We start from the raw sequence: 12,058 nt of genomic DNA, 5'->3' as shown, positions 1-12,058 counted from the left end.
GCCCCGCACCAGGGTCGGTGGTTTGCGACGTGGCGATGATCTCCCCGGCCGTTTCCCCGGCGTACGCCCGGCCTCCGGCCCCGGCCGTCACCCCGCCCGCCCGGCGGAGGCGTCGGCGAGGAGTTCGTCGGCCGCGCGGTGGGCGGAGGCGATGCAGGCGGGGATGCCGACCCCGTCGTACGCGGCCCCGGCGAGGCGCAGCCCGGGCAGTGCGGCGACGGCCTCGCGGGCGCGGGCGACGCGGTCGAGGTGGCCGACGGGGTACTGCGGCAGGCCGTCGATCCAGCGGGTGACGGTGGTGGCGACGGGCCGGGCGGCCAGGCCGGTCGCGGCGGCCAGGTCCTTCGCGGAGGCCGCGACGAGGTCGGCGTCGTCGCGGTGGACCTGCTCCTCCTCGCCGTAGCGGCCGACGGAGGTGCGCAGGACGAAGAGGTCGGGGGCGGCGTCGGCGACCCACTGCCACTTCCGGGCGGAGAAGGTGGAGGCCTTGATGGTGTGGCCGTCGACCGGGGGCACGAGGAAGCCGGAGCCGGGCAGGGCGGCGCGGAGGTCGCTCCGCCGGAAGGCGAAGGTGACCAGCGCCATCGAGGCGTACTCGACGGTGTCGAGCTGCGCGGCGGCGGCCGGTGCCTCGTCGGCGAGGAGGGCGGCGGCGGCCCAGGTGGGCGTGGCGAGGACGACCGCGTCGGCGTGGTGCACCCGGTCGCCGGCGACGATCCGCCACCGCGTGCCGGGGGTCCCGCCGTCGGCTGCGGCCGCGAGCCGGGCGGCGGCGGAGGCGGAGGCCACGGCGGCACCGGCCACGGTGGCGGAGGCCAGGCCCGCGGCGGCGGACAGGCCTGCCGTGGCGGCGGCGTAAGGGTGTCCGGCCCCGGGGTGCGCGTCGGACTCCTCGGCCGTGACGCGGCGGAGTTCGGTCACCGGGGCGTGGGTCAGGATCTCTCCGCCGGCCGCGCGGATCGCGTCCGCCACGGCTGCGGGCAGGGTGCCGATGCCGCCTTGGATGCCCGCGAAGACCGAGCCGCCGAGTCCGGTGGCCGCTCCGGCCGCGTCGGCCGGGGTGGCGGCGCCGGCCTGCTGGACGGCGCGGACGGCGGCGGAGAGGGTGGGGTGGGTACGGGCGGCCTCGAAGAGCGCGGGCACGGCGGCCCGCAGGGAGATGCGGTAGGCGTCTCCGGCGTAGACGCCGCCGAGGAGCGGCTCGACGAGTCGGTCGACGACCTCGTGGCCCATCCGTTCGGAGACGTACGCGCCGATGGCGATGTCGTCGCCGATCTCGGTGGGCGGCAGGTCGAGATCCCGCCCGACGGCGCGGACGCCCGCGTCGGAGAGGAGCCCGGCGACGGCCGCGCCGCCGGACGGGACGCCCATGACGTGCCCCTTGGGCATGGGGATCAGCTCGCCGCGCGACCATACGGACGCGGTGGTGGTGGCCGGCGCCGTGAGCCGGTCGCCGAGGCCGACGGCGGTCGCGAGCGCGACCGCCTCGGGGCGCCGGGCGAGCAGCGATTCGGCGCCGAGGTCGACGGGGGCGCCGGCGATCTCCCCGGCGAGGAGCTTGCCGCCGACGCGGTCGCCGCCTTCGAGGAGGGTGACGCGCACGCCCGCCGTGGCCAGGCGGTGCGCGGCGGCGAGTCCCGCGATGCCGCCTCCCACGACGACGACGTGCCCCAGCGACCTGCCCGTGGTGTCCGCGTTCATGGGTCCACTCTCTCAAACGAGGCCGCCGAGCCGTTCCGAGGCCGGAACGTGACCACTTCGCTACCGGTGGAGGGCAACCCGCTCCCCCCTCCCGAACGTCGAACGATCGACATTCACCACCACCCTGGGGGGATCCGGATGCGTGCAGCACGCATGACGGCCGTGGCGCTGCTGACGGCCTCGCTGGCCCTGACCGGCTGCGCCGCGTCGGACGGCGCCGGCGACGAGAAGAGCGTGAGCGGCGCCGAGGAGGCCGGCCGGGCGCCGGGCCCCGAGGGTGCCGCCGACAGCGACAACGCCTCGGGCGAGGACCGGGCCGGGGCGACGCAGGAGGGGCAGCGGGGGGCGGAGGCCCGCAAGCCCGCCGCCGCGCCCCGGCAGCACGTCATCCGTACCGCCGAACTGGCCGTGGAGGTCGGGGACGCGACGAAGGCGCTGGCCACCGCCCGGCGGGTCACCGAGGCCGCGGGCGGCCACGTCGCCAACGAGTCGACGGAGCGGGCCGACGACACGCACACCACCTCGCGGGTGGTGCTGCGGGTGCCGCAGGAGCGTTACGAGTCGGTCCTGCGGGAGCTGGCGGGCACCGGCAGGCTCCTCTCGCGGACCGCGGACGCCAAGGACGTCACCGAGCAGGTGGTCGACGTCGAGAGCCGGATCGCCACCCAGCGGGCGAGCGTGGCACGGGTGCGCGCGCTGATGGACCGGGCGACGCAGCTGAGCGAGGTGGTGACCCTGGAAGGGGAGCTGAGCCGCCGTCAGGCCGATCTGGAGTCGCTGCTGGCCCAGCAGGCGTCGCTGAAGGACCGGACGACACTGGCGACCGTCACCCTCTCCCTCACCGAGAAGGGGACGGAGCGGCCGTCCGAGGGCGAGGACCGGCCCGGCTTCCTCGACGCGCTCGCCGGCGGCTGGGGCGCGCTGGTGACCGCGCTTGCCTGGGTGCTGGTCGTGCTGGCGGCGCTGGCGCCGTGGCTGGCGGTGGCGGCGGTCCTGTACGCGGTGTGGCGGTGGCTGGTCCGGCCGCGGCTGCCCCGGCGTCCCGCCCCGCAGCTGCCCCCGCGTCCCTTCCCCGCGCCGGGAGCCCGCCCGTCGGAGGCGGCGCCGGGAGCGGGCCCGTCCGCGGCGGCGCCCGCGCAGCGGGAGGACTGAACGGCCGCTGCGACGTAGCGTGTTCGTATGAGTGAACGACTGGTGGTCATCGGTGGGGACGCGGCGGGGATGTCCGCCGCTTCGCAGGCACGCAGGCTCCGCAAGCCCGAGGAGCTGGAGATCGTCGCCTTCGAGCGGGGGCGTTTCGCCTCGTACTCCGCCTGCGGCATCCCGTACTGGGTCGGCGGGGACGTCGACGCGCGCGACGAGCTGATCGCCCGCACCCCCGAGGAGCACCAGGCGCGGGACATCGATCTGCGGATGCGCACCGAGGCGACCGAACTGGACCTGGCGGGGCAGCGCGTGCGCACCCGGGACCTGGAGTCGGGCGCCGAGACGTGGACCGGCTTCGACAAGCTGGTGATCGCGACCGGCGCCCGCCCGGTCCGGCCCCGGCTGCCGGGGATCGACGCGCGGGGCGTGCACGGCGTGCAGACGCTGGACGACGGGCAGGCGCTGCTCGACTCCCTGGAGCGGACGCGGGGCCGCCGGGCGGTCGTCGTGGGCGCGGGGTACATCGGCGTGGAGATGGCCGAGGCGCTGCTGAAGCGCGGTTACGAGGTGACCGTCCTCAACCGCGGCGAGCAGCCGATGTCCACGCTGGACCCGGACATGGGCCGCCTGGTGCACCGGGCGATGGACGGGCTCGGCATCACGACGGTCGTCTCGTCGGCGGTCACCGAGGTCCTCACCGGCGCGGACGGGCGGGTCCGCGCGGTGGCGACGGAGGACGCCGAGTACCCGGCGGACGTGGTGGTCCTGGGCATGGGCGTGGAGCCGGAGACGACGCTGGCGCGGGCGGCCGGCCTGCCGACGGGGACGTACGACGGGCTGCTCACGGACCTCGCGATGCGGGTGCGGGGCCACGAGAACGTGTGGGCGGGCGGCGACTGCGTCGAGGTGCTCGACCTCGTGTCGGGCCGTGAGCGCCACATCGCCCTGGGGACGCACGCCAACAAGCACGGCCAGGTCATCGGCGCGAACGTGGGCGGCGACTACGCCACCTTCCCCGGCGTGGTGGGGACGGCGGTGTCGAAGGTGTGCGAGCTGGAGATCGCGCGGACGGGCCTGCGCGAGAAGGACGCCCGCGCGGTGGGGCTGCGGTACGTGACGGTGACGGTGGAGTCGACCAGCCGGGCGGGCTACTACCCCGGGGCGGCCCCGATGACGGTGAAGATGCTGGCCGAGCGCCGCACGGGCCGGCTCCTCGGGGTGCAGATCGTGGGCCGTGAGGGGGCGGGGAAGCGGGTGGACGTCGCGGCGGTGGCGCTGACGGCCGGGATGACGGTGGAACGGATGACGGCCCTGGACCTCGGCTACGCCCCGCCCTTCTCGCCGGTATGGGATCCGGTCCTGGTCGCGGCACGGAAGGCGCAGGCGGCGGTCCGCGCGGCGGGCTAGGTCGTGTCCCCGCGGCGATGCCCGTCGCCCCCGTGGGGTGACGGGCATCGGCCTGCCGAGCGCGGTGCCGCCGGGGGCGGTACGCGGTGTCAGACGGCGGTGTGCGTGTGGACGTACTCCACCAGGCGGGTCAGCGCGTCCGGGTCGGTGGTCGGCAGCACGCCGTGGCCCAGGTTGAAGACGTGGCCCTCCAGGCCCTTCGCGGCGGCCAGGACCTCGTCCGTCTTGGCCTCCACGGCCTCGCGCGTCGAGAAGAGCACGGCGGGGTCCAGGTTGCCCTGGAGCGCCTTGCCGGGGCCGACGCGGCGGACGGCCTCGTCCAGCGGGACGCGCCAGTCGACGCCGACGACGTCCGCGCCCGCCTCGCCCATGAGGCCGAGGAGTTCGCCCGTGCCGACACCGAAGTGGATGCGCGGCACGCCGTAGGAGGCGACGGAGTCGAAGACCTTCGTGGACGCGGGCATCACCGATCGGCGGTAGTCGGCCGGGGCGAGGGCGCCCACCCAGGAGTCGAAGAGCTGGACGGCGGAGGCGCCGGCCTCGATCTGGACCTTGAGGAAGGCCGAGGTGATCTCGGCGAGGCGGTCGAGCAGATCGGCCCACAGCTGCGGGTCGCCGTACATCAGCGCCTTGGTGTGCTCGTGGTTGCGGGACGGGCCGCCCTCCACGAGGTAGCTCGCGAGGGTGAACGGCGCGCCGGCGAATCCGATCAGAGGGGTGGATCCCAGCTCGGCGGTGAGCATGCCGATGGCCTCGGTGACGTACGCGACGTCCTCGGGGGTCAGGTCGCGCAGCCGGGCCAGGTCGGCGCGGGTGCGGATCGGTTCGGCGACGACCGGGCCGACGCCGGGCTTGATGTCGAGGTCGATGCCGATGGCCTTGAGCGGGACGACGATGTCGCTGAAGTAGATCGCCGCGTCGACCTTGTGGCGCCGTACGGGCTGCAGCGTGATCTCGGTGACCAGCTCGGGCCGCATGCAGGACTCGAGCATCGGGATGCCCTCGCGGACCTTCAGGTACTCGGGCAGCGAGCGCCCCGCCTGCCGCATGAACCAGACCGGCGTGTGCGGCACCGGCTCACGCCGGCACGCCTTCATGAACGCGGAGTCGTACGTCTGCGGCTGCTGCTTCGTCTGCTGGCCCGTGGGGGCGTCGTTGGCACTCACGCCCAGAATCTTCGCATGTGCGCGGAAGCCGCTCGCCCGGGCCGGGTGTCCCTCCCTGCGCGGGGGCCCCGTTCCGCCTACTCTTCCCGGCATGGCTGCGGCTCAGGGACATTTTTCCGATCATTCCGAAGGCGACGAGGAGACGGACGGGACGGCGGGCACCACGGAGACGAATCCCGTGCCGCCCGCGTTCCGGCGGGCGGTGGAGGCGCTGCGTTCGGCCCGGCTGCGGCCGGAGATCGAGATGGATCCGACCCGGCCTCCGCAGCGGCTCGCGCCGTACGCGTACGCGCTGGAGGCGGCCGTCGTCGACGGCGAGGACGACCTGGCCGACGGCCGGCTGGTCCTCCTGCACGACCCGGCCGGGCACGACACCTGGAAGGGCACCTTCCGGCTGGTGACGCTGGTACGGGCGGAGCTGGAGCCGGAGATGGCCGCGGACCCGTTGCTGCCGGAGGTGTGCTGGTCCTGGCTGACCGGCGCGATGGAGGCGCGGGGCCTGCTGTTCGCGGAGGCGAGCGGCACCGTGACGATGGCCGGTTCCCACTATTTCGGGGGACTCGCGGACCGCCGTCCCGCGACCCAGATCGAGATCCGGGCGTCCTGGACACCGCAGGAAGGACTCGGCGGGGTCCCGGACACGGGCTCGCACCTGGCCGCCTGGTGCGATCTGCTCTGCCAGATCGCGGGCCTCCCGCCGTCCTCGCCCGACCAGACGGAGGGCACCGCCCCGGGCGCGGGCGTCGTCTCCCTGCCCCAGCGCCGGGGCCCGCAGCAGGCTTAGGGCGTGTGCCGGAGGTCCCGTCCGGAGGGTCCGCAGCGGGGTCCGCGGGCGGCTTCGGGACAGCCCCCGGGTGAGGATCACTCGTAGGATGATCGATCACCCGTCCGAATTGCCCGAATTGTTACTCACCAAATCGTGATCATTCCCTAAAGGCGGGCGCCCCAGCTGCCGAAGAGGTCATTGACCCCTTCACCGCTCGGGTCGCCCCCGGCTTCTTCCCCGAGCCGGCTCCGTCCCGCATCTCCCCAGGAGGCCGTGTGTCCGTTCTCCTCGAGCAGCCCGCAAGCCTGGTCGCCTACCGCCCGAACAAGCCGACCGCGATGGTCGTCGTGGCCGACCCGCGCGTCCGCTCCACCGTCACCCGCCACCTGTGGGCCCTTGGAGTACGCGACGTCATCGAGGCGTCCTCCATCGCGGAGGCCCGCCCCCGCGTGGGAAGCCCCCGCGACATCTGCGTGGCCGACGTCCACCTTCCCGACGGCAGCGGCCTCACGCTGCTGTCCGAAACCCGCGCCGCGGGGTGGCCCAACGGCCTCGCCCTCTCCGCGGCCGACGACATCGGCGCCGTGCGCAACGCCCTGGCCGGCGGCGTCAAGGGCTATGTCGTCACCGGTACGCGTACGAACATCGGGCATCCCACCCGCCCCGGCGCCGCCCCCATCGGCGCCGCGGCAGCCCGCCTCGGCCACCGCCGCCCCCCGGGTGCCCCGAGCCACCCGGGCGGCTACCGCGAGCTCTCCGGCCGTGAGGTCGAAGTTCTCCGTCTGGTCGCCGAGGGACAGTCGAACAAGGCCATCGGCGTCTCGATGGGCCTGTCCGCACTGACCGTCAAGAGCCACCTCGCCCGGATCGCCCGCAAGCTGGGCACCGGGGACCGGGCCGGCATGGTCGCGGTGGCGCTGCGCACCGGGATCATCCACTGACCCGGGCGGCCCCCTGAACGGCTGACAGAAGATCGGCGCCTGTCGACGGAACGTTCCGTCGGCAGGCGCTTGCCGTTCGCAGATACCCTTGACAGGTGACCGACGCCCAAGAGACCGCAGCAGACACCGCACTGCGAACCACCGGGGGCGCCCCTCCGGACGACGACGTCCCTGCGAACGGGCTGCCGACCCCCTTGCTGGAGCCCCGCGAGGGCATCCCGCCCGTCGTGGCGACCGACGAGGCCCTCGCCGAGGTGATCGCCGCCTTCGCGGCCGGCCGCGGCCCCGTCGCCGTCGACGCCGAGCGCGCCTCCGGCTACCGCTACGGCCAGCGGGCCTATCTCGTCCAGCTGCGCCGCGAGGGCGCGGGCAGCGCCCTCATCGACCCGGTCGGCTGCCCCGATCTATCGGGCCTCGGCGAGGCGCTCACCGGGACCGAGTGGATCCTGCACGCGGCGACCCAGGACCTCCCCTGCCTGCGCGACATAGGCATGGTGCCGACGCGGCTCTTCGACACCGAGCTGGCCGGCCGGCTCGCCGGCTTCCCCCGGGTCGGCCTCGGTGCGATGGTCGAGTCCGTCCTCGGCTACGCCCTGGAGAAGGGCCACTCCGCGGTGGACTGGTCCACCCGCCCGCTGCCCGAGCCCTGGCTCCGGTACGCCGCGCTGGACGTCGAGCTCCTCGTCGACCTGCGTGACGCACTGGAGAAGGAGCTGGACCGGCAGGGCAAGCTCGAGTGGGCCCTGCAGGAGTTCGACGCGATCGCCGCGGCCCCGCCCGCGCCGCCGCGCAAGGACCCCTGGCGGCGCACCTCCGGCATGCACAAGGTGCGGCGCCGTCGCCAGATGGCCGTGGTCCGCGAGCTGTGGACGGCCCGGGACCGGATCGCCCAGCGGCGGGACGTCTCGCCGGGCAAGGTGCTGAGCGACGCGGCGATCGTCGAGGCGGCGCTGGCCGTCCCGGCGACCGTGGCCGCCCTGTCGGCGCTGCCCGGCTTCGGCCACCGGATGGGCCGCCGTCAGCTGGAGCAGTGGCAGGCGGCCGTGGACCGCGCCAAGGCGCTCCCCGACACCGAACTCCCCCAGCCCGGCCAGCCGCTCACGGGCCCGCCCCCGCCGCGCGCCTGGGCCGACAAGGACCCGGTGGCGGCCGCCCGCCTCTCGGCGGCCCGCGCCTCGGTCTCGGCCCTCGCCGAGGAGCTGAACCTCCCGCAGGAGAACCTGATCACCCCGGACACGGTCCGGCGCGTGTGCTGGGAGCCGCCGGCCCCGCCGACCGCCGAGGCGGTCGCCGAGGCCCTGACCGGCTACGGCGCCCGGCCCTGGCAGGTGGAGCTGGTGACCCCACTCCTGGCCGCCGCGCTGTCGACGACCGCGTGACAGCCCGTACTCCGTGACGGAGAGAGCCCTCGGCGCGCCGCGCCGGGGGCTCTCCCGTTCGGCTTTCCGGGTGTGACCTTCGCCGCTCCGCCCCCAGGGGCTGGGCAGCCTGGTTACCCGCAAGTAGCATGGGGTCAGCAAGCGCGCGCTTAGGCGTGCGCCGCAGCAGTGCAGTGCCATCCCGCACCTGGAGGAGAGCCATCGTGCCTCGTACCGTCAGGGACGTCGTCTTCGTCGACGGCGTCCGCACCCCGTTCGGCAAGGCGGGCCCGAAGGGCATCTACCACGAGACCCGCGCCGACGACCTCGTCGTGAAGGCCATCCGGGAGCTGCTGCGCCGCAACCCCGGCCTCGACCCCGCGAAGATCGACGAGGTGGCCATCGCCGCGACGACGCAGATCGGTGACCAGGGTCTGACCCTCGGCCGCACCGCCGGCATCCTCGCCGGGCTGCCGCAGTCCGTCCCGGGCTACTCCATCGACCGCATGTGCGCCGGTGCCCTCACCGCCGTCACCTCGGTCGCCGGCTCCATCGCCTTCGGCGCGTACGACGCCGTCATCGCCGGCGGTGTCGAGCACATGGGCCGCCACCCCATGGGCGAGGGCGTCGACCCGAACCCGCGCTTCGTCAGCGAGAAGCTGGTCGACGAGTCCGCCCTGTTCATGGGCATGACCGCCGAGAACCTGCACGACCGCTACCCGAGCATCACCAAGCAGCGCGCCGACGAGTACGCCGTGCGTTCGCAGGAGAAGGCCGCCAAGGCGTACGCCGACGGCAAGATCCAGCAGGACCTGGTGCCGATCTCGGTCCGCCGCACCAACGCCGAGGCCGGCGAGACCGGCTGGGGCCTGGTCACCGCCGACGAGCCGATGCGCCCGGGCACCACCCTGGAGTCGCTGGCCAACCTGAAGACGCCGTTCCGCGTCCACGGCAACGTCACCGCCGGTAACGCCGCCGGTCTCAACGACGGCGCCACCGCCTCGATCATCGCCTCCGAGGACTTCGCCCGCGAGAACGGTCTCCCGGTGAAGATGCGCCTCGTCTCGTACGCCTTCGCCGGCGTCGAGCCCGAGGTCATGGGCTACGGCCCGATCCCGGCGACCGAGAAGGCGCTGGCCCAGGCCGGTCTCTCGATCGAGGACATCGACCTCTTCGAGGTCAACGAGGCCTTCGCGGTCCAGGTCCTGGCGTTCCTGGAGCACTACGGCATCGCCGACGACGACGCCCGCGTCAACCAGTACGGCGGCGCGATCGCCTACGGCCACCCGCTCGCCTCCTCCGGCGTCCGTCTGATGACGCAGCTGGCCCGCCAGTTCGAGGAGAACCCGCAGGTCCGTTACGGCCTCAACACGATGTGCGTCGGCTTCGGCATGGGCGCCACGGTCATCTGGGAAAACCCCCACTGGGAGGGCAAGTGAGCACCACCGCCGAGCTTTTGAAGGGCGCCGCGGAGCTCTTCCCCGACGAGGTCGTCACCAGCGCCCACGTACGGCACTTCGACCTGCCCGCGGGTGCGGGCCGGTTCGCGCTGATCACGCTGGACAACGGCTTCGACCACACCAAGCCGACCACCTTCGGCCCCCAGTCGCTGGCGAACCTGAACACCGCCATCGACCAGGTCGAGAAGGAGGCGTCCGAGGGCTCCATCGTCGGCGTCGGCCTCACCGGCAAGCCGTTCATCTTCGCGGTCGGCGCCGACCTCAAGGGCGTCGAGCTGCTGAAGCGGCACGAGGACGCGCTCGCCATCGGCAAGGGCGGCCACGACGTCTTCAAGCGTCTGTCGTCGCTCGCCGTACCGACCTTCGCGTACTACAACGGCGCCGCGATGGGCGGCGGTGTCGAGGCCGGTCTGCACTGCACCTACCGCACCGTCTCCAAGGCCCTGCCGGCCTTCTCGCTGCCCGAGGTCTTCCTCGGTCTGGTCCCCGGCTGGGGCGGCTGCGCGCTCCTGCCGAACCTGATCGGCGCCGACAAGGCCGTCTCGGTCATCATCGAGAACTCGCTGAACCAGAACCGTCAGCTCAAGGGCAAGCAGGTCTTCGAGCTCGGCATCGCTGACGCGATCTTCGAGGGCGCCGACTTCCTGGAGCAGTCGCTGATCTGGACGGCCTCCGTCCTCAACGGGTCGGTCACCGTGGAGCGTCCCGAGATCGACCGCGGCGAGGCGTGGGACCAGGCCATCGCCAAGGGCCGGTTCATCGCCGACTCCAAGGTGCACGGCGCCGCCCCGGCCGCGTACCGCGCCCTCGACATCATCGAGGCGGCCAAGGACGGCGACCTGCAGAAGGGCTTCGACGCCGAGGACACGGCCCTGGCCGACCTCATCATGGGCGGCGAGCTGCGCTCCGGCATCTACGCCTTCAACCTGGTGCAGAAGCGCGCCAAGCGGCCGGCCGGTGCCCCGGACAAGTCGCTGGCCCGCCCGGTCACCAAGGTCGGTGTCGTCGGCGCCGGTCTGATGGCCTCCCAGCTCGCCCTGCTCTTCCTGCGCCGCCTGGAGGTGCCGGTCGTCCTGACCGACATCGACCAGGAGCGCGTCGACAAGGGTGTGGGCTACGTCCACGCCGAGATCGAGAAGCTGCTCGGCAAGGGCCGCATCAACCAGGACAAGGCCAACCGTCTCAAGGGCCTGGTCTCCGGTGTCCTGGACAAGGCCGAGGGCTTCGCGGACGCGGACTTCATCATCGAGGCCGTGTTCGAGGAGATGTCCGTCAAGCAGAAGGTGTTCGCGGAGGTCGAGGCGGTCGCCCCGGCGCACGCGATCCTCGCCACCAACACCTCCTCGCTGTCGGTCTCCGAGATGGCCTCCAAGCTCCGGCACCCGGAGCGCGTGGTCGGCTTCCACTTCTTCAACCCGGTCGCGATCCTCCCGCTCCTGGAGATCGTGCGCGGCGAGCAGACGGACGACGCCTCGCTCGCCACCGCCTTCGGCGTGGCGAAGAAGCTGAAGAAGACCGCGGTCCTCACCAAGGACGCCCCGGCGTTCGTCGTGAACCGCATCCTGACCCGCTTCATGGGCGAGATCCAGAACGTCATCGACGAGGGCACCCCCGTCGAGACGGCGGAGAAGGCCATCGAGCCCCTCGGCCTGCCGATGTCGCCGCTGGTCCTCCTGGAGCTGGTCGGCCCGGCCATCGGTCTGCACGTCTCCGAGACCCTGAACCGCGCCTTCCCGGACCGCTTCACCGTCTCCCCGAACCTGGCGGCCGTCGTCAAGGCCGGCAAGCGCGGCTTCTACGTCTACGACTCCGGCAAGCCGGAGCTGGACCCCGAGGTCGCCGCCCTCCTCGAGCAGGGCGACACCGTCCTGACCGAGGAGCAGGTCCGCGACCGCGTCCTGGACGCGGTGGCGCAGGAGATCGGCCTGATGCTGGAGGAGGGTGTCGTCGCCGAGGCGCAGGACATCGACCTCTGCCTCATCACCGGCGCGGGCTGGCCCTTCCACCTGGGCGGCATCACGCCGTACCTGGACCGTGAGGGCGTCTCCGAGCGGGTGAACGGCAAGCCGTTCCTGGCGCAGGGCGTGGCGAGCGTCCCGGCGTAACCCGAGGG

General features: G+C 73.5%; 9 protein-coding genes. 7 read left to right on the top strand and 2 right to left on the bottom strand.

Annotation, left to right across the window (positions count from 1 at the left end; genetic code table 11):
• Positions 1 to 87: 87 nt before the first annotated feature.
• Positions 88 to 1,701, bottom strand: a complete 1,614-nt coding sequence (gene hemG / locus ACFZBD_RS21675; protein WP_391141734.1) for a protoporphyrinogen oxidase — start codon at positions 1,699 to 1,701, stop codon at positions 88 to 90.
• A 138-nt stretch (positions 1,702 to 1,839) separates the two neighbouring features.
• Between hemG and ACFZBD_RS21670 the strand changes: the two genes are divergently transcribed.
• Together ACFZBD_RS21670 and ACFZBD_RS21665 are read left to right on the top strand one after the other, a co-directional pair.
• On the top strand, positions 1,840 to 2,853 hold the full coding sequence (locus tag ACFZBD_RS21670; RefSeq protein ID WP_391141731.1) for a DUF4349 domain-containing protein: 1,014 nt from the start codon (positions 1,840 to 1,842) through the stop codon (positions 2,851 to 2,853).
• Positions 2,854 to 2,880: 27 nt separating this feature from the next.
• Complete coding sequence (locus ACFZBD_RS21665; protein ID WP_391141728.1) at positions 2,881 to 4,254, top strand: FAD-dependent oxidoreductase; 1,374 nt, start codon at positions 2,881 to 2,883, stop codon at positions 4,252 to 4,254.
• 89 nt (positions 4,255 to 4,343) lie between these two features.
• On the opposite strand, the gene hemE is transcribed toward ACFZBD_RS21665, so the two are convergent.
• A complete protein-coding gene (gene hemE / locus ACFZBD_RS21660; RefSeq protein WP_391141726.1) occupies positions 4,344 to 5,420 on the bottom strand; it encodes a uroporphyrinogen decarboxylase in 1,077 nt (358 codons plus the stop codon).
• 91 nt (positions 5,421 to 5,511) lie between these two features.
• On the opposite strand from hemE, the gene ACFZBD_RS21655 reads away from it, so the two are divergent.
• The 5 genes from ACFZBD_RS21655 (at position 5,512) to ACFZBD_RS21635 (ending at position 12,050) form a co-directional block, all read left to right on the top strand.
• Positions 5,512 to 6,204, top strand: coding sequence for a DUF3000 family protein (locus ACFZBD_RS21655; protein ID WP_391141723.1), 693 nt, complete (start codon positions 5,512 to 5,514; stop codon positions 6,202 to 6,204).
• A gap of 257 nt (positions 6,205 to 6,461) precedes the next feature.
• Complete coding sequence (locus ACFZBD_RS21650) at positions 6,462 to 7,127, top strand: response regulator transcription factor (RefSeq protein WP_064068756.1); 666 nt, start codon at positions 6,462 to 6,464, stop codon at positions 7,125 to 7,127.
• Positions 7,128 to 7,222: 95 nt separating this feature from the next.
• Positions 7,223 to 8,506: an HRDC domain-containing protein gene (locus ACFZBD_RS21645; RefSeq protein ID WP_391141720.1), complete on the top strand. Its 1,284-nt coding sequence runs from the start codon at positions 7,223 to 7,225 to the stop codon at positions 8,504 to 8,506.
• 203 nt (positions 8,507 to 8,709) lie between these two features.
• Positions 8,710 to 9,924 carry an acetyl-CoA C-acyltransferase gene (locus ACFZBD_RS21640; RefSeq protein ID WP_391141717.1) on the top strand — a complete coding sequence of 405 codons (1,215 nt, stop codon included), beginning with the start codon at positions 8,710 to 8,712 and terminating at the stop codon, positions 9,922 to 9,924.
• Positions 9,921 to 12,050, top strand: coding sequence for a 3-hydroxyacyl-CoA dehydrogenase NAD-binding domain-containing protein (locus ACFZBD_RS21635; protein ID WP_391141714.1), 2,130 nt, complete (start codon positions 9,921 to 9,923; stop codon positions 12,048 to 12,050). The genes ACFZBD_RS21640 and ACFZBD_RS21635 overlap by 4 nt, the downstream gene beginning before the upstream one ends.
• The last annotated feature ends 8 nt before the right edge of the window (positions 12,051 to 12,058 follow it).

The organism is Streptomyces sp. NPDC008121, from assembly GCF_042957155.1.
In the GTDB taxonomy this organism is placed as follows: domain Bacteria; phylum Actinomycetota; class Actinomycetes; order Streptomycetales; family Streptomycetaceae; genus Streptomyces.
This window is presented reverse-complemented; position numbering and strand designations above follow the sequence as displayed.